At 40.0% G+C, this 20,103-nt stretch carries 19 protein-coding genes and 1 riboswitch; of the genes, 18 read left to right on the top strand and 1 reads right to left on the bottom strand.

What is annotated here, in order from left to right:
* Window position 1: 1 nt before the first annotated feature.
* From AC503W_RS14420 to AC503W_RS14350, 15 genes are all read left to right on the top strand, one after another.
* Window positions 2–577: a propanediol/glycerol family dehydratase medium subunit gene (locus AC503W_RS14420; RefSeq protein ID WP_402986544.1), complete on the top strand. Its 576-nt coding sequence runs from the start codon at window positions 2–4 to the stop codon at window positions 575–577.
* Between the two features lie 10 nt (window positions 578–587).
* A complete protein-coding gene (locus tag AC503W_RS14415) occupies window positions 588–1,034 on the top strand; it encodes a diol dehydratase small subunit (protein ID WP_402986541.1) in 447 nt (148 codons plus the stop codon).
* Between the two features lie 6 nt (window positions 1,035–1,040).
* The gene (locus AC503W_RS14410; protein ID WP_427686734.1) at window positions 1,041–2,876 is read left to right on the top strand and encodes a diol dehydratase reactivase subunit alpha; all 1,836 of its coding nucleotides are present in this window, start codon (window positions 1,041–1,043) and stop codon (window positions 2,874–2,876) included.
* Window positions 2,873–3,205 carry a glycerol dehydratase reactivase beta/small subunit family protein gene (locus tag AC503W_RS14405; RefSeq protein WP_407408229.1) on the top strand — a complete coding sequence of 111 codons (333 nt, stop codon included), beginning with the start codon at window positions 2,873–2,875 and terminating at the stop codon, window positions 3,203–3,205. The genes AC503W_RS14410 and AC503W_RS14405 overlap by 4 nt, the downstream gene beginning before the upstream one ends.
* Window positions 3,206–3,223: 18 nt before the next feature.
* On the top strand, window positions 3,224–3,658 hold the full coding sequence (locus AC503W_RS14400) for a GlcG/HbpS family heme-binding protein (RefSeq protein WP_427686732.1): 435 nt from the start codon (window positions 3,224–3,226) through the stop codon (window positions 3,656–3,658).
* A gap of 365 nt (window positions 3,659–4,023) precedes the next feature.
* A complete protein-coding gene (locus AC503W_RS14395) occupies window positions 4,024–5,259 on the top strand; it encodes a sensor histidine kinase (protein ID WP_402987360.1) in 1,236 nt (411 codons plus the stop codon).
* 5 nt (window positions 5,260–5,264) lie between these two features.
* Window positions 5,265–6,023, top strand: coding sequence for a response regulator transcription factor (locus AC503W_RS14390; protein WP_402987357.1), 759 nt, complete (start codon window positions 5,265–5,267; stop codon window positions 6,021–6,023).
* Between the two features lie 303 nt (window positions 6,024–6,326).
* Window positions 6,327–8,024 (top strand): AMP-binding protein, encoded by a 1,698-nt coding sequence (locus AC503W_RS14385; protein WP_427686730.1) that lies wholly within the window; start codon window positions 6,327–6,329, stop codon window positions 8,022–8,024.
* Between the two features lie 185 nt (window positions 8,025–8,209).
* A complete protein-coding gene (gene fadR / locus AC503W_RS14380) occupies window positions 8,210–8,797 on the top strand; it encodes a fatty acid metabolism transcriptional regulator FadR (protein WP_402874515.1) in 588 nt (195 codons plus the stop codon).
* 111 nt (window positions 8,798–8,908) lie between these two features.
* Complete coding sequence (locus tag AC503W_RS14375; RefSeq protein ID WP_427686728.1) at window positions 8,909–9,682, top strand: enoyl-CoA hydratase; 774 nt, start codon at window positions 8,909–8,911, stop codon at window positions 9,680–9,682.
* Window positions 9,683–9,825: 143 nt separating this feature from the next.
* Complete coding sequence (locus AC503W_RS14370; RefSeq protein ID WP_402874521.1) at window positions 9,826–10,599, top strand: electron transfer flavoprotein subunit beta/FixA family protein; 774 nt, start codon at window positions 9,826–9,828, stop codon at window positions 10,597–10,599.
* Window positions 10,600–10,666: 67 nt separating this feature from the next.
* Window positions 10,667–11,644 (top strand): electron transfer flavoprotein subunit alpha/FixB family protein, encoded by a 978-nt coding sequence (locus AC503W_RS14365; protein ID WP_402874524.1) that lies wholly within the window; start codon window positions 10,667–10,669, stop codon window positions 11,642–11,644.
* A gap of 207 nt (window positions 11,645–11,851) precedes the next feature.
* Complete coding sequence (gene trxA, locus AC503W_RS14360) at window positions 11,852–12,166, top strand: thioredoxin (RefSeq protein WP_402874527.1); 315 nt, start codon at window positions 11,852–11,854, stop codon at window positions 12,164–12,166.
* Between the two features lie 99 nt (window positions 12,167–12,265).
* Entirely contained in the window at window positions 12,266–14,038 is a 1,773-nt protein-coding gene (uvrC, locus tag AC503W_RS14355) for an excinuclease ABC subunit UvrC (RefSeq protein ID WP_427686726.1), read from the top strand.
* Window positions 14,039–14,099: 61 nt separating this feature from the next.
* Window positions 14,100–14,277, top strand: a riboswitch (Lysine riboswitch).
* Between the two features lie 88 nt (window positions 14,278–14,365).
* Window positions 14,366–15,598: an aspartate kinase gene (locus AC503W_RS14350; RefSeq protein ID WP_402874533.1), complete on the top strand. Its 1,233-nt coding sequence runs from the start codon at window positions 14,366–14,368 to the stop codon at window positions 15,596–15,598.
* 107 nt (window positions 15,599–15,705) lie between these two features.
* On the opposite strand, the gene AC503W_RS14345 is transcribed toward AC503W_RS14350, so the two are convergent.
* A complete protein-coding gene (locus tag AC503W_RS14345) occupies window positions 15,706–16,056 on the bottom strand; it encodes a DUF3899 domain-containing protein (protein ID WP_427686724.1) in 351 nt (116 codons plus the stop codon).
* Between the two features lie 297 nt (window positions 16,057–16,353).
* Here AC503W_RS14345 and AC503W_RS14340 point away from each other — a divergent pair, with 297 nt between their 5' ends.
* The 3 genes from AC503W_RS14340 (at window position 16,354) to opp3C (ending at window position 20,097) form a co-directional block, all read left to right on the top strand.
* Window positions 16,354–18,030 (top strand): peptide ABC transporter substrate-binding protein, encoded by a 1,677-nt coding sequence (locus AC503W_RS14340; protein ID WP_402958099.1) that lies wholly within the window; start codon window positions 16,354–16,356, stop codon window positions 18,028–18,030.
* Between the two features lie 109 nt (window positions 18,031–18,139).
* Window positions 18,140–19,069 carry an oligopeptide ABC transporter permease gene (gene opp3b / locus AC503W_RS14335; protein WP_402874541.1) on the top strand — a complete coding sequence of 310 codons (930 nt, stop codon included), beginning with the start codon at window positions 18,140–18,142 and terminating at the stop codon, window positions 19,067–19,069.
* Window positions 19,069–20,097, top strand: a complete 1,029-nt coding sequence (opp3C, locus tag AC503W_RS14330) for an oligopeptide ABC transporter permease (RefSeq protein ID WP_402874544.1) — start codon at window positions 19,069–19,071, stop codon at window positions 20,095–20,097. The genes opp3b and opp3C overlap by 1 nt, the downstream gene beginning before the upstream one ends.
* Window positions 20,098–20,103 lie beyond the last annotated feature (6 nt).

Genomic DNA, 20,103 nt, shown 5'->3' with positions numbered 1-20,103 from the left:
TATGACCACAGCTTTATCAATTGAGATGAAATTAACGGAAATTGGGTCTGCCCAAAAAGGAACAAATCCAAAAGAAGTAATAGTTGCTATCGCTCCGGCCTTTGGGAAAGAAATGAATAAGACCATCGTGAAAGTCGCTCATGCTTCTGTCTTACGTGAAATCCTTTCCGGGATTGAAGAACAAGGGGCTGTACCTCGTGTAATTCGAAGCTTGCGTACTGCTGATTTGGCTTTCATGGCCCATGGAGGAGCCCAATTAAGTGGTTCAGGTATCAGCATCGGCTTACAATCCAGAGGAACTGCAGTGATTCATCAGCGTGATTTAGACCCCCTAACTAATCTTGAATTATTTCCTCAATCCCCACTAATAACTTTAGAGATGTATCGGGCGATTGGACGAAATGCAGCAATGTATGCGATAGGGGAAAGCCCAAATCCTGTACCGGTATTAAATGATGAAATGACACGACCTAAATATCAAGCAGCAGCAGCTCTGCTCTATTTAAAGGAATGCCAATCCCTTATACCGGATAAGAAACCAGTTGAAGTTAAAGTTGAATTCTTAATAAAAGACTAGGAGGGTGAATATGGAGAGAGTAATAAAGAAAGATGGGGCAAATCTAACAAAAAATGACTATCCGCTAGGTATTAAAAGGCCAGATTTATTATACACACGTACAGAAAAGTCTTACAATGATTTGAATCTAGATGCCGCTTTAAAGGGAGACATAGCAGAAGCAGACTTACGTATCAGCCCAAACACGCTTGAAATGCACGCTGATATTAGTGAAACGCTAGGAAGACCACAACTCGCCAAAAACTTCCGTCGAGCAGCTGAAATGATTAATATATCGGATGCACGTATCTTACAAATTTATAATGCCATGCGTCCTAATCGTTCGACTAGAGAACAGCTTTTAGAAATTGCCGATGAATTAGAAGAAGAGTATGGAGCATTAGAGAATGCAAATTTGATTCGTGAAGCTGCAGACGTATATGAAAGAAGAGGAAGGCTGAAGAAGGATGAGGATTAAAGGGGTATGAAAAGGATTTTAGCTGGTGTAGATATCGGTAATTCATCAACGGAAGTAGCAATTGCAAGGTTGGATGGAAACGATATAAAATTTCTTTCACAGTGTTTGGTGAGAACTACGGGTATAAAAGGAACGTCTGAGAATGTTGAAGGTATTCGACGCGCTTTGCAGGAAGCGGTCAAGAAAGCAGATATTGAGTTTGAAGATATTGATCTTATCCGATTGAATGATGCGGTACCGGTTATAGGCGATTTGGCCATGGATCTGATTAGTGAAACCATTATCACAGAATCCTCTATGGTTGGACATAACCCCGATACACCGGGTGGAGCAGGTCTAGGCGTTGGAATAACAGTGTTAATCGATCAAATAAGGAAAGTGGAACAAAAAGAACAAGATTATATTGCGGTAATCCCGAAATATTTCGATTATGCATGGGTTGCTCACTGTTTGAACCAAGCTGAAAGTGAAGGGATTTCTATTACTGGTGCGGTGGTACAAAAAGACGATGGGGTTTTAATACACAACCGTCTAAAGAAAAAGATACCGATTGTGGATGAAGTCGCATTAATTGAAAAAATTCCACTTTGGAAATTAGCGGCAGTTGAGGTTGCTTTACCGGGCCATGTAATCCGAACTTTAAGCAATCCATATGGTCTTTCTACTATTTTTCAGTTGGATCCTGACGAAACGATACAAATTGCGTTAATTGCCAAAGCGTTAGTTGGCAACCGCTCAGCTGTGGTTATTCGAACACCAAAAGGAGAAGTCGTCGAACGCAAAATAGAGGCAGGTAAAATCTTTTTAAAAGGAGCGAATACCCAAAAGCTAGAAGTATCCATTAATGATGGTGCTGAGGAGATAATGAATACCTATGGAAAGGTAGAAACATTGATAGACGTATATGGGGAAACAGGCACCAATGTTGGTGGAATGTTTAATGGTCTACGGCAAGATTTAGCCCAACTGACTGGACAATCACCAGACGATATTACAATCTCTGACTTTCTCGCTGTGGATGCTGTAATCCCCAATTCAATTACCGGAGCTATGGCGGGTGAGCTTTCTATGGAAAGCGGTGTCGCTTTAGCCTCAATGGTGAAAACGGATAAGGTTCCTGTGCAAAAAGTTGCTTCTTTATTGAAAAAAGAACTTGGTATCGAGGTGGAAATTGGTGGGGTTGAAGCAGAGATGGCAATTTGTGGCGCCTTAACGACACCCGGAACGAGAAAACCAATTGTGATTCTGGATATGGGAGGCGGGTCTACTGATGCTGCGCTGATGTATGAAAGTGGCAAAATTAACTCGTGTCACTTAGCAGGGGCAGGAGCCATGGTCACGATGCTCATCAATTCTGAATTGGCTTTAGACGACAAGGAATTGGCTGAAAAAATAAAAAGAAATCCTTTAGGAAAAGTACTCAGCTTATTCCATATGCAACTAGAAGACGGAACGATGTTATTTTCAGAGAAACCTTATCCTCCCCATACCTTCGGAAAAGTGGTGGTCCGAGAAGAAGATGAACTTACCCCTTTAGCAACCAAGGCAACTATGGACAAAATTAGAGAAATCCGCAGAAGTGCAAAACGAAGAGTATTTGTGACTAATGCACTCCGAGCCCTGAAGCGAGTCGTTCCAACAGGCAATTTAAAACACCTATCTTTTGTTGTTATGGTAGGTGGCTCGGCTTTGGACTTTGAAATTCCACAAATGTTAACAGAGGAATTAGGAAAGTACGGAATTGTAGCAGGCTTTGCCAATATTCGCGGCACAGAAGGTCCTAGAAATGCAGTTGCAACTGGATTGGTACTAGCTTCTGTCAGGCACGAGGTATTGAAATGAATAATCACGAAGTATATATTGCTATTTTATATCACAGTGTTCTTGATTCTAATCTAATTAAAGAAGTCTGTGCGGGACTAGAAGAAGAAGGAGTTTCGTTCTTATTGGAAGAATGCGATAAAACGAATAGCTTTACTGAACTAGGGAATATCGCAGCAGATATGTCTCCTTTAAATGTAGGTATTGGCATCGACCAGTTTGGGAATTTATGTGTTCATCACGAGAAATTAAATTCGGAAGAACCTTATATACGAGACATCGTTCAAAATGGTCGGAAATCAGGAAAAAATGCAGCTCGATTAGTTAAAGGGTTACCATTATTTTTTTAAGAGGAAAGGATGGGGGAAATGACTCAGCTCAATTTAAAGGTAGCTAAGGAGCTCATTGAAAGTGCTGAAAAGAAAGCAAATGAAATCAATGTTCCAATGGTTATAAGCGTTGTGGATGAAGGTGGGAATTTTATTGCATCTCACCGAATGGACGATGCTTTATTGGTAAGTGTTGAACTTGCACAAAATAAAGCATGGACCTCCGTGGCCATGAAAATGACCACGGAGAGTTTAACGCAAGTAGCTGCAAATGGAAAAGAACTTTATGGAATTAATACAACTAATAACGGACGGGTTGTTGTATTCGGCGGTGGTATTCCATTGTACAATAATAGCAGAATCATTGGAGCAGTTGGTGTAAGTGGTGGTTCGGTTGAAGAAGATATATTGGTAGCCCAGAGTGCAGTTAATGCACTGAAGGATATAAAATTAATCGGGATTCTCTCTGAATAAAGCAATTTAACAATCAGTGAAGATTTTTATCTTCACTGATTTTATTAATTGAATAGAACTAAATGGTCCTTTTGTACTCGAACACCTTATTATCCTTTGAATATAGACTTTATTAAAAAAACTCCTAGTAATATTACGGAGTTCCTGGTTTCAGGGGTATAAATTATATGAAAGCCGGTAGAGCATCATTGGTTTTAAAAGGTTTATTGAGACTAAAATCAAGTATATTTTTCAATCTATAACAAACTATTTGTAGATTCTGGAACTTTATACTTTTTAATGGACACTAATTAGTTATAATAAAGGATATAAAATTTATTATTTTTAGAATAGAAAGAAAATTAATGTGGAGGTATAAGGTGACTATGTTGACTTTACGTAATATTGTGGATGTAGAGATGCTTCAGGATATCCAGAAACGCTTTTCAGACGCTACCGGTTTTGGAGTAATAATTGCGGATCAGCAAGGAATACCTGTCACCATACCAACTAATTTTACAAGTTTTTGTAACCACATACGTTCCAACGAAGAAGGATTTAAATGCTGTCTATTATCTGATCAGAAAGTGGGGCTAATTGCAGCTGAACAAGCAAAGCCCATTATGCATTATTGTCATTCGGGTCTAGTTGATGTAGCTGCACCTATTATTCTTAATGGCGAATATCTCGGTTCTGTTCTATGTGGTCAACTGTTGCTAGAAAATAGAGATGAGAAGCGTATTGAACAGAGTAGAGAAAAATTGAGAAGTCTACCAATTAATCAGGGGCTCCTAGAGCTTTATTTAGGTGAGATCGAATTTACCAGTCGAAAGCGGATTAAGGCAGTAATGGAAATGCTCGAACTTGTAGCGAATTATATTATAAAAACGGCAGTTAATTTTCTTGCACAGGAAGAGTTAAATACTATGAATCAAAAGTTGGTAGAGGAAATGAATGCCCGTGCATCACTAGAAAAACTATTAGAGGAAGCACAGTTAAAAATCCTTCAATCACAGATAAATCCTCATTTTTTATTTAACACTTTAAATACCATTTCCCGACTTGCTTATTTAGAAAATGCAGAACAAACACAAAAAGTCACATATTCATTGGCTAAAATCATGAGGTACAGTCTACGTAATATAGATCAGCCTGTAACGTTGAAGGAAGAATTAGATTATGTGAAAAATTACATAAATATTCAACAATCTCGTTTTCGTAGCTTAATTCAATATGAAGAAATAGTGGACGTAGAAGCTGAGTTAGTAAAGTTACCTATATTTTCAATTCAACCTATTATTGAAAACGCTATCATTCATGGATTTGAACCAGATAATAGTACAGTTACGGTAAAAACCCACGTGTTTTTAGATAAAGGGAATATAGTAATTGAAGTCTCTGATACGGGAGTTGGAATGACGAAAGAAAAGTTATCATCGATATTTTTACCATCCAGTAAAAAAAAGAATGGTCATACAACAGGAATTGGGATAGATAATGTAAAGAAACGACTTCAATTTCATTTTGGGGAAGAGTACGGTATAACAACCATCGAAAGTAAACCTGGATTTGGCACAATGGTTCGAATAATCATTCCAGTATCAGGAGGTGTTCTATCGTGAAGGTAATGATTGTAGATGATGAACCATTGGAACGGGAAGTCCTTATAATGATAATTAAAAAAGAGTATCTGGGCATAAGCCAATTATTCGAGGCCACAAATGGAGCGGAAGCCTTGGAACTTGCAAAGCAAAATCAAATGGATGTTATTCTTATGGATGTTAAAATGCCCATTATGGATGGCTTGGTTGCAGCGGAGATGATAAAAGATGAGGTGCCAGATTGCCAAATCATCTTTCTGACGGCGTATGATGATTGTAACTTCACTCGAAAAGTTATTGATACAGGTACAAGTGATTATTTATTAAAGCCTGCTCATCCGAATGATATCAAGAAAGCCTTAATAAAATATATACCTGTGGCAAAACGGCCGGTTTCAAACTCTTTAGGGGCAGTCTGTGATCATGACGACATTTTAACTATTCTCGAATATATCGAGAATAATTTTCACTTAGAAATTAATTTAGATGCTTTATCTAAGTTGGTCTTTCTTAGTGGACAATATCTTAGCAGACTTTTTAAACAAGAGACGGGTTACACAATCACACAATATATCACAGTCCGTCGCATTGAAAAAGCAAAACAATACTTGTTTTACAGTAGGGAAAATGTAATGGAAGTAAGCGAGAAATGTGGGTTCTCCGACCCAAATTACTTTGCCAGGGTATTCAAGAAATACGAAGGGGTTACACCATCCCAATATCAGCAGCAATCTCTTTTAGGAAGAAAAAAAAGAATCAACACATTCAACAATTTTGTTATGTAGTTTAGATTAATAATAGGAAGTCGACATGGACGAACGATACAGAGTTTTAAAAGTTTCGTAGTGCTTTCTAAAAAAGAATTCAAGGCTCAATGCACAGTCGCTTTAAAGTCATCTAACAATCTACCTTAAAAATATAAAGAGTAAGTGACTCCCACGAAACAACCAAAGATGAAAGGACTTTTACTCCTTTAAAACCGATTATCCTCCTTTATGCTTATTTTTTCTGAATACAGTAATTGTAAGAAAATACCGGTTGTATTATAATGAGTATGAGTATTATGAATATTCAGAAGGAGGGGGCAAATGAGCAATAAGCCATGGCAAGCCATGTATCCGGAACAAATACCAACTGTTTTAACCTACGATGATAAACCTCTTTATTCATTATTGAAGGAGGCTGCAGATGAATTTCCAGATAAGGTGTCCATACATTTCCAGGGAAAGGAATTAACTTTCAAAGAAGTTTATGAATCTGCTACGAAGTTTGCATCCTACTTAAAGAGCATCGGTCTCCAAAAGGGAGAGCGTGTTGCGGTCATGCTTCCTAACTGCCCACAGGGAGTCATCAGCTTTTTTGGAATTTTGATGGCTGGTGGAGTGGTCGTCCAAACGAATCCTACCTATACGGAACGTGAATTAGAACATCAAATGAAGGATTCTGGAGCGAAGATCATCATAGCGATGGACATATTATTCCCCCGCGTCACCTCAGTCGCCCGGAGTACGGAAATCGAACATATTATTGTAACCGCTATCAAGGAGTACTTGCCTTTCCCGAAGAATCTTATCTATCCGTTCATTCAAAAGAAGGAATATGGCATAGTGGTCAAAGTGGAGCATGAAGGAAATCATCATTTATTCACGGAGATCATGAAGCGGAAAATGTCAGAAGAAATAGCAGAGCCAATCGATGTGGAGAATGACTTGGCGCTCTTGCAATATACCGGGGGGACAACCGGTTTCCCTAAAGGTGTCATGCTTACCCACAAAAATGTACTTGCGAATACGAAAATGTGCAATGCTTGGCTTTATAGATGTAAACGAGGCGAAGAGCGGATTCTGGCTATCCTACCATTCTTTCATGTGTACGGATTGACGACAGTTTTGATTCTTTCCGTTATGGAAGGAAATACGATGATCATCATGCCGAAGTTTGATGTCGAGTCTACATTGAAAACCATTCAAAAGCAGAGACCGACATTGTTTCCAGGGGCACCTACGATGTATATCGGTCTATTGAATCATCCTGACGTCTCCAAGTATGACCTGTCCTCCATTGAAGCGTGCATGAGTGGATCGGCACCCCTACCATTAGAAGTTCAGGAGCAATTTGAGAAAGTGACGGGTGGAAAGCTAGTTGAAGGTTTTGGTCTTTCGGAGACATCTCCAGTTACCCATGCCAATTTCATTTGGGATCAACCTCGGGTCAAAGGAAGCATCGGTTTGCCTTGGCCGGATACAGACTCAGTAATCCTTTCGTTGGAAACGGGTGAAGAACTTCCGCCAAATGAAATCGGTGAAATAGCGATTAAGGGGCCCCAGGTTATGAAGGGCTATTGGAATCGTCCTGAAGACACGGAAAACACATTTAAAAACGGCTGGCTTCTTACGGGTGATTTAGGTTATATGGATGAAAAAGGGTTCTTTTATGTAGTGGAACGCAAGAAGGATACAATAATTGCAGGTGGATTTAATATTTATCCACGTGAGGTGGAAGAGGTTCTGTATGAACATGAGGCCGTACAGGAAGTAGTAGTGGCAGGAATTCCTGATCCATATCGTGGGGAAACCGTCAAAGCCTATGTTGTATTGAAGAACGGGGCAAGAGTAACGGAAGAGGAATTGAATCAGTTTGTGAGAAAGAGCTTAGCTTCCTATAAGGTACCACGTCTTTATGAATTTAGAGAGGAACTTCCTAAAACGACCATTGGTAAGATCTTGAGGAGAGTCCTAATTGATGAGGAAAAGAAAAAAATCCCACCAGAAAAAAAGGAGGCGTAAACATCTTACGGAGCTGTAATAGTGAGCTCCGTTTGCGGAACAACTGGACAACCTTAAGTAATGAGGGGTAGAATGGAAAAAGGATGTTATGACTCTATGGAAGTTTTTGCTTGACAGTAGAGAGTCATCATTTTATGATAGAAATATGAATGATGATTCATTCATTTTCTGAAAGGGGACATCCAGTGAAACGCAACAAACCAAAGTATAACCAAATTATTGATGCAGCTGTTATCGTCATCGCACAAAATGGTTATTACCAAGCGCAAGTATCAAAAATTGCCAAGCAAGCAGGCGTGGCAGATGGTACTATATATCTTTATTTTAAGAATAAAGAAGATATTTTAATATCATTATTTCATGAAAAAATGGGCTACTTTGTAGAACAAATTGAAGAAGAATTAAAGGGTAAGACATCAGTTTCAGAAAAACTGTTCCTATTAATTCAAAAACATTTTCAAATCCTTTCAGAAGACGTGAATTTAGCAATTGTCACTCAATTGGAATTAAGACAGTCAAACAAAGAATTACGACTTAGGATTAATGAAGTATTAAAAGGATATTTAAATGTAATTGATCAAATCATTACCGATGGGAAAGAAAATGGTGAATTCCTGCCTGATTTAAATAACTTACTCGCAAGGCAAATGATTTTTGGAACGATTGATGAAACAGCAACAACTTGGGTGATGAATGAACAAAAATATTCACTTGCTGACCTTGCGTCAGATGTTCATCGCCTTCTACTCGGTGGTTGTGGCACGAAACGGTAAAGATAAAATAGAGGATGGCCAGAACCATCCTCTAGCCATTTGGCTACCTGCCTTTTACCGAAGTACATAACGAATTTTCAAAAAAGTTTGACTATGATGGGGGAGATCAATATGGAATACCTTACACTCGCAATCGAAGATCGCGTTGCTATTATATCGATAAACCATGCACCTGCTAACGCTCTTTCTTCCGCTATTGTGGAAGAATTATCACAGGCTTTCGATCAAATCGAAAGCAATGAAGAAGTGCGTGTGGTGTTACTCCATGGTGAGGGAAGGTTCTTCTCTGCTGGAGCGGATATTAAAGAATTCACTAGTGTGAAAAACGGTAAAGCCTTTGTGAAACTAGCCCAAAATGGTCAATCTGTGTTTGAGAGAATCGAATCGTTTCCAAAGCCGGTAATTGCAGCTATTCACGGAGCTGCTCTTGGCGGAGGACTGGAACTGGCCATGGCCTGTCACATTCGGTTAGTAACTGAACGTGCAAAATTAGGTTTGCCTGAGTTGCAACTTGGATTGATTCCTGGATATGCTGGTTCACAGCGCCTACCACGGTATGTTGGAACGGCAAAAGCTGCTGAAATGCTATTTACGAGTGAGCCAATAACGGGTCAACAAGCTGTACAGTGGGGTTTGGCAAACCACGCTTACACTGATGAAGAATTATTGCCTAAAGCTAAGGAATTAGCCGCTAAGATTGTCAAGAAAAGCCCGCTAGCCTTGAAGTCCGCTATCGAACTATTGAATTATTCGAAGGGTGATTCCTACTATAAAGGTGTAGAAAAGGAAACCGTCCTATTCGGAGAAGCCTTTGACAGCGCTGATGCAAAAGAGGGAATCGATGCTTTTATAAATAAAAGGGAACCGGTATTTAAAGGAGAATGATCCTTAAGCCATCCTTTTGATTAGTAAATTTATTACTTATATTTAAAAAAAATGCAGGATTTTAAGGAATTCTGAAGAATACCATTATAAGTATGCCTAAAAAACACAATCTTCAAAACTCAAATTATTCGGGAGGTATTATCGTGAACATTTATGTGCTACTGAAAAGAACATTTGATACAGAAGAAAAAATTACGCTTTCCAACGGGAAAATTAATGAGGATGGAGCAGAATTCATCATCAATCCATACGATGAGTATGCCGTAGAAGAAGCCATCCAAGTGCGTGATGCTCAAGGTGGAGAAGTAACGGTTATTTCCGTCGGTTCTGAAGAGGCTGAAAAACAATTGCGTACAGCGCTTGCTATGGGTGCTGACAAAGCTGTTCTAATAAATATCGAAGACGACATAGAAAATGGCGATCAATTCACGACTGCCAAAATTATTGGAGAGTACTTAAAAGATAAAGAAGCTGATCTGATCATTGCAGGTAACGTGGCCATTGATGGTGGATCTGGACAAGTAGGACCGCGTGTAGCAGAAATATTGGATATCCCTTATATCACAACCATTACGAAATTAAGCATTTCAGGTGGAAATGTAAGCGTTATCCGTGATGTAGAAGGGGATTCAGAAACAATCGAAGCCTCACTTCCACTGCTGGTAACGGCGCAGCAAGGTTTGAACGAGCCTCGTTATCCATCTTTACCGGGGATCATGAAAGCGAAGAAGAAACCGCTTGAAGAGTTGGAATTGGATGATTTGGATTTGGAAGAAGACGATGTCGAGGCAAAAACAAAAACGATTGAGATCTTCCTTCCAGCCAAAAAAGAAGCTGGTAAAGTATTGAATGGTGAGATTCCGAACCAAGTTAGCGAACTTGTTCAATTATTACGCAGTGAAGCAAAAGTAATCTAATAGAAGGATTTCTATTGAAAATAAAACACAACAAAAAGATAAAATAGAGCACAGGAGGTTTTTAAAAATGGCTAGAAAGTTTCTTGTATTGGGCGAAGTACGCGATGGTTCTCTTAGAAATGTATCGTTCGAAGCTATCGGAGCGGCTAAACTTGCTGCAGACGGCGGAGAAATCGTAGGTGTTTTAGTTGGTGACAGTGTTCAGTCTTTTGGGAGTGAATTGATTCAGTATGGTGCCGACCGAGTGGTAGTGGTCGAAAACGATCAATTAAAACAATATACATCAGATGGATATGCTCAAAGTTTACTAGCTATTATCGAGCAAGAAAAACCAGAAGGCATTTTCTTCGGTCATACGGCATTAGGGAAAGACTTGGCTCCTAAATTAGCTGGCAAGCTGGAATCAGGTTTGATTTCAGATGTGACGTCCATTGAAGAAGAAGGCGGAAATATCGTCTTCACTCGCCCGATATATTCAGGTAAAGCCTTTGAAAAGAAAATCGTCACAGACGGTATTGTATTCGCGACCATCCGTCCGAATAACATTGAACCTCTATCGAAAGATGAGTCCCGTTCTGGGGATGTATCTACATTAAATGTGGATATTAAAGATTTACGTACAATTATCAAGGATGTAGTAAGAAAGGCAAGTGAAGGGGTCGACCTTTCAGAAGCGAAAGTGGTCATCGCCGGTGGGCGAGGTGTGAAAAGTGAAGATGGATTCGAACCTTTGAAAGAGCTTGCTGAAGTTCTTGGGGGAGCAGTAGGAGCCTCTCGTGGTGCATGTGATGCTGATTATTGCGATTACTCTTTGCAAATCGGACAAACGGGTAAAGTTGTCACGCCTGACCTTTATATTGCCTGCGGAATTTCCGGAGCCATCCAGCATTTAGCGGGGATGTCCAACTCCAAAATCATCGTAGCCATCAATAAAGATCCTGAAGCCAATATTTTCAATGTGGCCGATTACGGAATCGTCGGGGACTTATTCGAAGTTATCCCATTGTTAACGGAAGAATTCAAAAAGTTAAAAGTGAATGCTTGATTTGTAAGTTGATATAAAAGAAAAGGCGTCTGTCAGGGAATGAACTGGCAAGCGCCTTTTCTTTTTATGACAATCTATTAGGTTCTAGGCAGTATTTTTTCTCTGTTTATGGACATGCTACCATTGAAGCAAAATAATAGCATCTGTTCCTGTTACAATGTTATACTGTCTATAGTTATTTGAGTACATTTTAGGAGGATAAAATATATGGCTATCGTAAATTCAACTGATCAAACATTCACAGCAGATACTAATGAAGGTGTCGTTCTTGTAGACTTTTGGGCTCCATGGTGTGGACCATGCAAAATGATCGCTCCTGTTCTTCACGAGTTAGATGAAGAAATTGGCGACAAAGCAAAAATCGTAAAAGTGGACGTTGATGAAAACCAAGAAACAGCTGGAAAATTCGGCGTTATGAGCATCCCTACTTTAATCGTTCTTAAAGACGGTGAAGTTGTGGATAAAGTGGTTGGATTCCAACCGAAGGAAGCTCTTGCTGAACTTCTTGCTAAACACGCTTAATTTGAATGAAGGAAGAGCTTCAGGTCTACGGACTTGAAGCTTTTTTTTGTATCTTGATATATAATTGATTGTAGAATGGGAGAACAGGAGGCTGAATGCATGAATCAACGGATAAAGAATAAACTTGCCCTTCTCCCTGATCAGCCTGGTTGTTATTTAATGAAGGATCGTCAGGGAACGATCATTTATGTTGGCAAGGCGAAAGTATTGAAAAACCGCGTCCGCTCATATTTCACGGGCTCACATGATGGGAAAACATTCAGGCTCGTAAATGAAATCGAGGATTTCGAGTATATCGTCACCTCCTCCAATATCGAGGCGCTTATTTTAGAACTGAATTTAATCAAAAAACACGATCCAAAATATAACGTCATGTTGAAGGATGACAAGACCTACCCATTCATCAAGTTGACGGCTGAAAAACACCCGCGTTTGATCATCACGAGAAAAGTCAAAAAAGATAAAGGGAAATACTTTGGTCCTTATCCCAATGCTTTTGCGGCCAATGAAACGAAGAAACTTCTGGATCGGATCTATCCATTAAGGAAATGTAATACGCTTCCAGACCGTGTCTGCCTATATTACCACCTTGGCCAGTGCTTGGCCCCTTGCGTTTATGATGTAGAGGAACGGGAATATAAGCAAATCGTCGATGATATTAACCGATTTTTAAATGGCGGTCATACCGAGATAAAGAAAGAACTCACGGAAAAAATGCTTGAAGCCTCTGAAATGCTCGATTTTGAACGGGCGAAGGAATATCGGGATAAAATTGCCCACATCGAGATTACAATGGAAAAACAGAAAATGATGACGACTGATTTCATTGACAGGGACGTATTCGGTTTTGCCTATGATAAAGGGTGGATGTGCGTACAAGTATTTTTTGTGCGTCAAGGGAAACTGATTGAAAGAGATGTTTCGCTCTTTCCGGTCTACGATGAACCGGAACAGGAGCTTCTTACGTATCTTGGACAGTTTTATGAAAAGGCCAATCACTTTAAGCCAAAAGAGATATTGTTGCCGGAGTCTGTTGATGCCGAGCTGGCGGAGAGCTTGCTTGGTGTAAAAACGCTTCATCCGAAAAGGGGCGCGAAAAAGGATATGCTGCAACTGGCAAATAAAAACGCCTCCATCGCCCTTCAAGAGAAGTTCTCATTAATTGAACGGGATGAAGAAAGAACGATCAAGGCAGTGGAGAATTTAGGGGATAAGTTAGGCATCTACACTCCACATCGTATCGAGGCTTTTGATAACTCGAATATTCAAGGAAGTGATCCTGTATCTGCTTTGGTCGTTTTCATTGATGGCAAACCGGAAAAGCGGGAGTATCGAAAGTATAAAATTAAAACGGTGAAAGGGCCTGATGATTACGAATCGATGCGTGAAGTTGTCCGAAGGAGATATTCACGCGTCTTAAAAGATGGCCTTCCACTTCCTGACTTGATCATCATCGATGGAGGGAAAGGACATGTGGAGGCCGTTCGGGACATTTTGGAAAATGAACTCGGTCTCGATATTCCGCTTTCTGGCCTTATTAAGGATGAAAAACACAGGACATCCCAATTGATGATTGGAAACCCGCTCGAACTGATTCCACTTGATTCGCGAAGTCAGGAATTTTACTTGCTACAAAGAATCCAAGATGAAGTGCATCGGTTCGCGATTACTTTCCATCGCCAGCTTCGTGGGAAAAATGCCATTCATTCACTTCTGGATGATATTCCAGGTGTAGGTGAGAAAAGAAGAAAGCAGCTGTTTCGGCATTTCGGGTCATTGAAAAAAATGAAAGAGGCCTCAGTCGAACAGATAATCGAAGCGGGAATGCCTAAAAATGTAGCGGATGGAATCTTTAGAAAATTACAAGAATGACCTTGCGAGTGTCTTTTTCCTATGCTATGCTTAAAAGGAATTTTTAAACAAGACAATTTAAAGTGCTGATAGAGGTGCGGAATTCAATAGTAAAAACCTAGAGAAGTATGAGCTTCAATGAAGGGTTTTGAAAGGGAATGACGCCGAAGGAAAACAAGACTCATACCTTGTTTTTCTGGTCTGACCATTTAAAAGATGGCAGATTGTCAGGGTTGATACCTTGGAGAGCTATCTCACTGTGATTACTGAACGGATACGTAACCACAGCAATGAGATATTCTCATTGCTTTTTTTATTGCCTAAAAAAGATAGAGAGGGTGCATGAGAATGGCACTGATTGTACAAAAATTTGGCGGTACTTCTGTAGGGAGTGTCGAGAAAATCAAACATGTCGCTAATCGTGTAATCGAGGAAGCTGAAAAAGGTAATGACGTCGTTGTCGTTGTTTCGGCAATGGGGAAGACAACGGATGAATTGGTTTCCATGGCGAGAGATATTTCCGCATCCCCAAGTAAGAGGGAAATGGATATGTTATTGACGACCGGGGAACAAGTTACGATTGCCTTGTTAACGATGGCATTGGTGGAAAAGGGGCATGAAGCCGTATCCTTTACGGGCTGGCAGGCTGGGATGCAGACAGAGTCCGTTCACGGAAATGCGCGAATTTTAAATATCGATGCTTCCAGAATTCAAGCTCAGTTGCAAGCAAAAAAGATCGTCATCGTTGCCGGTTTTCAAGGAATGGATGAACATGGGGAAATCACGACATTGGGTCGGGGCGGTTCCGATACAACGGCGGTTGCCATAGCCGCAGCACTACACGCAAACCGATGCGATATTTATACCGATGTAACCGGTGTTTTCACAACAGATCCACGCTACATAAAAAACGCCAGGAAATTAACATCCGTATCTTATGACGAAATGTTGGAGCTGGCCCATTTAGGGGCTGGGGTCCTGCACCCAAGGGCCGTTGAATATGCAAAAAACTATCAAATCTCGCTTGAAGTCCGTTCAAGCTTAGAAAAAGAATCTGGGACCATCATTGAGGAGGAAGCGAATATGGAAGAGAATTTAATTGTACGGGGTATTGCTTTTGAGGATAGCATCACAAGAGTTACAGTGAACGGCTTGCCTCGGTCACTTGGTGTATTATCCACGATTTTCACGACACTGGCGAAAAATCACATAAATGTAGATATCATCATCCAGAGCATGACATCAGAAGATACGACCAATCTCTCTTTCTCTATTAAAAGCGAAGATACAAAAGCAGCTTTAATGGTTCTTGAAAACAATAAAAGCCAGTTGGAATTTGATGGTATAGAAACGGAAGGCGAGTTGGCTAAAGTCTCTATCGTCGGTTCAGGAATGGTTTCCAATCCCGGAGTGGCCGCAGAGATGTTTGAAGTCATGGCGAATACAGGGATCCAAGTGAAAATGGTCAGCACTTCGGAAATCAAAGTTTCTACCGTCGTAAACGAAAAGGAAATGGTCAAAGCGGTCGAAGCGCTTCACGAGGCGTTCAAACTTGGACAGCACGCCAAAGTCCTTGCCTGATTGATTAAAACTGATGAAAAGATGTACCTAATGCTTTTATAAAGAAAAAGGGCACCTAAAAAAAGGTTGCCCTTTTTCGGTGCCCGGACTCTATGGAAAGATTAAGATTAAAGATAATAGACGGCTAGAGAGAGTAGCATGATGCAAAATAGGATAAGACCTACGACAAGGGTGAAGGAAGAGGAAAGGGAGATGATATCGGAAAGTTTAGGGATGTCTTCTTTTTCCTCCCCTACATGCTGATTTTGTATTTGGAATACTCTCCGGAAACTATAAAAGACTACGTCGAAAAATCCTCGTTGGACGACGAAAGTAACCAATGCTAGAAGAATCAGTCCTCCACTGATGTAAAAGGTCATATTAATAAAATTCAATAGAGAGAGATTTTGATGGAATATAAGGGATAACAAAATGGATAGCACGATACCAAATCCCGTACCTATAAGTATTTTTTTCATTCTTTTTACCTCGATTTTCTTTTTATAAGTATATCAAAAACACTAAATAAACAAAAATGATTTTTTGAAATAGTATGAAAAAGCGATAGTAAAAAACATAATAGTATTCTAAAAAATCCGATAAAACGGCGCAAGCAGCACTTTAAAGCCTTAAAGTAGTAAAAACCTATGTTTTCCTTGGTTTTTGAGTATTTTTAATTTTTTAGAAATAATTTATTATTCTAACTTATATACAAAATCAAAAAAATCAGTATAATGAAAATATGATTTTAAAATATAGAAAGAAGGTCAAAGTAGATGAAAAAGTCTAAAATCACAATCTTTGCTGGTCTTATGCTAGTTCTTAGCGTCATTCTAGCAGCATGTGGCGGAAATTCAGATAATTCTGAGAAGAAGTCAGATGGAACGAAATTAGCTGAAAAACAAGAGATTAGTATTATGAGTAAATCGGAAATCCCAGTCATGGATTCCGTTAAAACAACAGATACAGTAGGATTCAACTATTTGAACAATGTGAACGAAGGCTTATATACCATTGATAAGGACGGAGAGACAGTGCCGGCTCTTGTTGACGGAGAACCTGAAGTCAGTGAAGACGGAAAAACATATACGTTTAAATTAATAGATTCAAAGTGGTCGAACGGTGACCCAGTTACGGCAAATGATTTCGTTTTTGCTTTTAAACGGGCGATGGATCCTGAAGTAGCTTCTGAATATGGTCCATATATGATGAATGGCAAAATCGCAGGTGCAACAGAAATTACGAAGGCAGCTGCTGAAAAGAAAAAATACGATTTAGACAGCCTTGGTGTGCAAGCGGTTGACGACAAAACATTGGAAATTACATTTGAAAAACCACTTGCATACTGGAAAGAGTATTTATCGTTTGCGACATTCTTCCCGCAAAACGAAAAGTTCGTTACAGAACAAGGTGACAAGTACGCTACAAGTGCAGAAACGCTCTTATACAATGGTCCCTTTGTCATGACTTCTTGGAATGGCCCAACTGCGACAGAATGGGAACTTCAAAAGAACAAGAATTACCGCGATGCAGATTCAGTTAAATTAGAGAAAATCACGGTCAATGTTTCAAAAGATAACAATGCGCAAGTTAATGCATTTGAAGCTGGTGAAGCAGACATTACGGATTTACTGACATCTGAACTGGTCCCACAATATGAAGGGGACGAGCGGTTACAAACCAACTTGGCACCAACGGTATTCTGGATGAAGATGAACCAGAAAAATGAAGCACTTAAGAATGTCAATATCCGCGAAGCGCTTGCAAAAGCTTTCAATAAAGAAGATCTTGCATCAAGCGTGTTGGGCGATGGTTCAGTAGCAGCCAACTACTTCGTGCCAAAAGATTTCGTTAGTTATGATGGAAAAGACTTCCGTTCGGCAAATGAAGATTTGATTACGTTTAACGCAAAAGAAGCAAAAGCTGCTTGGGAAAAAGGATTAAAAGAGTTGGGCGTGAAGGAACTTACCCTTCGATATATGGGGGATGAAACCGATTCTGCGAAAAAAATCGGTGAGTATATGAAGAACCAATTAGAGAAAAACCTTCCTGGTTTAACAATCAAAGTCGAAAGCGTTCCATTCTCGATTCGATTGGACCGTACGAAAAAAGGCGATTATGACTTGGTCGTATCAGGTTGGGGACCGGATTATAAAGATGCCATCTCATTTACCGATCTTTGGTTAACAGGTGGAACAAATAATGAAATGGACTATTCTAATCCAGAATACGATGCACTGATCAATAAAGCCACAAACGAATTGACGGACGATCCGGCAGCATATGCGAAAGCCATGCAAGATGCTGAAAAGCTTTTCTTGACTGAAGACTTCGGAATCGCACCAATTTACCAACGAGTAGAGAACATCCTAGTAAATCCTAAAGTCAAAGGAATTGTTAAGAGTGACTTAGGACCACATTATTACTACAAAGGCGTAACAGTAGTAGAATAAGCATCTTCTAAAACAAACTAGAAAAGAGAGTATATCACTAGTATATACTCTCTTTTCACTATAAAACTATTGTCGAAAAAGTGAGAATTTTATTTTGTGAGGTGTACAAATGGCCAGATATCTAACGCAACGGATTATATATATGTTAATTACTTTGTTTATCATCGCGAGCTTGACGTTCTTCCTCATGAAGTTGATCCCGGGCTCTCCATTTGCAAATGCAAGCAAGTTATCGGAGGCTCAATTCCAAATCATGGAGAACAAGTATGGATTGAATGAGCCGGTGCCTGTCCAGTATGGGAAATACATGCTGAACCTAGTACAGGGAGATTTAGGAGTTTCGTTTCAATTCAATAATACACCAGTTACGCAATTGCTGGGCGAAAGGATTCAGCCTTCCTTGGTATTAGGATTTCAAGCAATGTTTTTCGGAACGATTTTTGGGATTATTCTGGGTGTGATAGGAGCCCTCAAACAAAATACATGGGTCGATTATGGAACAACATTCATAGCGGTCTTGGGTAAATCGATACCAAGTTTCGTGTTTGCCGGTTTGCTGCAATATTATGTTGGAGTGAAGATGGGATGGCTGCCCGTCATGTTCTGGAAGGGTTGGGAGTATAGCATTATGCCAACGCTTGCCTTAGCAATGTTCCCTATAGCCACATCGGCACGTTTCATGAGGACGGAAATGATCGATGTACTCGGTTCGGATTATATCACCCTCGCTAAAGCGAAGGGGGCAAGTAATTTTGAAGTGGCGTTTAAACATGGACTGCGAAATGCTCTGATTCCTGTCATAACTGTACTCGGACCATTAACAGTGTCACTTATGACGGGTTCACTCGTCATTGAACAAATATTCGGTATACCTGGAATCGGGGAACAATTCGTTAAATCGATAACGGTGAATGATTACTCGGTAATCATGGGAACGACATTGCTGTTTTCATTCCTCTTTATCGTCATCGTTCTATTGGTTGACATTCTCTACGGTATTATCGATCCACGTATTAGGTTAGCAGGGGGGAAAAAATAATGGCAAACAAAATAGTGAGAATGTCAAAAAGTCAATTTGCGCCTGCCATTATGGACGCCACCATAAGCGAAGCGATCAATAAACCAAGTATAAGTTTCTGGCAGGATTCTTGGATGCGTATCCGTAAAAATAAAGCAGCCCTAGTCAGTATGGTTTTAATTGCTTTGGTCTTTATTTTTGCTTGGGTGGGTCCCCTTATTAGTGGACATGGATTAGATGAACAAGATTTAAAGAGAACCAATTTACCAGCGAAAATTCCAGGATTGGAAAATGTAAGTTGGCTTCCTTTTGATGGTACAAGGACAATGGCCAATGGTAATGTGGTGGATGTTTACGAACAAAAAAACATTGAAGAGCATTACTGGTTCGGAACGGACGGACTTGGCCGGGATGTACTTACCCGAGTGGCCAAGGGGATTCAAATATCTTTGTATATCGCCTTTTTAGCGGCTTTGCTTGATATGCTTATCGGTGTAGCGTATGGAGCCATTTCCGGATATTACGGTGGGAAACTTGATAATGTCATGCAACGTATTGTCGAAGTCGTTTCAGGTGTCCCTAACCTAGTTGTGGTCATTTTAATGATCCTTGTTTTCGAGCCTGGGATCATGTCCATCACGATTGCCCTAGCCATTACGAGCTGGACAAGCATGTCCCGTGTCGTTCGTGCTCAGGTGATGAAATTAAAAGAACAAGAATTCGTCTTGGCTTCGCGGACATTGGGAAGCTCAAATTTCAAGATCATTTTAAAGCATTTGCTACCAAACTTAGCGAGCGTCATCATCATCAATACGATGTTCACCATTCCGAGTGCGATATTCTTCGAAGCTTTCTTGAGTTTCATTGGACTGGGTCTACAATCACCACTTGCATCCCTTGGGACGTTGATCAACGATGGATTCAAAACGCTTAGACTATACCCACATCTGATGTTATTCCCAGCATTTTTCATCAGTCTGATCATGGTTTGCTTCAATATGATCGCCGATGGGCTTCGAGATGCATTGGATCCAAAAATGCGAGATTAAGAGAAG

Source organism: Peribacillus suis, assembly GCF_059384845.1.
Note: the sequence above shows the minus strand (reverse complement) of the source record. Positions and strands in the feature narration are given on the sequence as shown.

Coding starts and splice junctions, on each gene's coding strand:
- AC503W_RS14420 (WP_402986544.1), top strand. CDS start 2: ATGACCACAGCTTTATCAATTGAGATGAAATTAACGGAAATTGGGTCT.
- AC503W_RS14415 (WP_402986541.1), top strand. CDS start 588: ATGGAGAGAGTAATAAAGAAAGATGGGGCAAATCTAACAAAAAATGAC.
- AC503W_RS14410 (WP_427686734.1), top strand. CDS start 1,041: ATGAAAAGGATTTTAGCTGGTGTAGATATCGGTAATTCATCAACGGAA.
- AC503W_RS14405 (WP_407408229.1), top strand. CDS start 2,873: ATGAATAATCACGAAGTATATATTGCTATTTTATATCACAGTGTTCTT.
- AC503W_RS14400 (WP_427686732.1), top strand. CDS start 3,224: ATGACTCAGCTCAATTTAAAGGTAGCTAAGGAGCTCATTGAAAGTGCT.
- AC503W_RS14395 (WP_402987360.1), top strand. CDS start 4,024: ATGTTGACTTTACGTAATATTGTGGATGTAGAGATGCTTCAGGATATC.
- AC503W_RS14390 (WP_402987357.1), top strand. CDS start 5,265: ATGATTGTAGATGATGAACCATTGGAACGGGAAGTCCTTATAATGATA.
- AC503W_RS14385 (WP_427686730.1), top strand. CDS start 6,327: ATGAGCAATAAGCCATGGCAAGCCATGTATCCGGAACAAATACCAACT.
- AC503W_RS14375 (WP_427686728.1), top strand. CDS start 8,909: ATGGAATACCTTACACTCGCAATCGAAGATCGCGTTGCTATTATATCG.
- AC503W_RS14365 (WP_402874524.1), top strand. CDS start 10,667: ATGGCTAGAAAGTTTCTTGTATTGGGCGAAGTACGCGATGGTTCTCTT.
- trxA (WP_402874527.1), top strand. CDS start 11,852: ATGGCTATCGTAAATTCAACTGATCAAACATTCACAGCAGATACTAAT.
- uvrC (WP_427686726.1), top strand. CDS start 12,266: ATGAATCAACGGATAAAGAATAAACTTGCCCTTCTCCCTGATCAGCCT.
- AC503W_RS14350 (WP_402874533.1), top strand. CDS start 14,366: ATGGCACTGATTGTACAAAAATTTGGCGGTACTTCTGTAGGGAGTGTC.
- AC503W_RS14345 (WP_427686724.1), bottom strand. CDS start 16,056: ATGAAAAAAATACTTATAGGTACGGGATTTGGTATCGTGCTATCCATT.
- AC503W_RS14340 (WP_402958099.1), top strand. CDS start 16,354: ATGAAAAAGTCTAAAATCACAATCTTTGCTGGTCTTATGCTAGTTCTT.
- opp3b (WP_402874541.1), top strand. CDS start 18,140: ATGGCCAGATATCTAACGCAACGGATTATATATATGTTAATTACTTTG.
- opp3C (WP_402874544.1), top strand. CDS start 19,069: ATGGCAAACAAAATAGTGAGAATGTCAAAAAGTCAATTTGCGCCTGCC.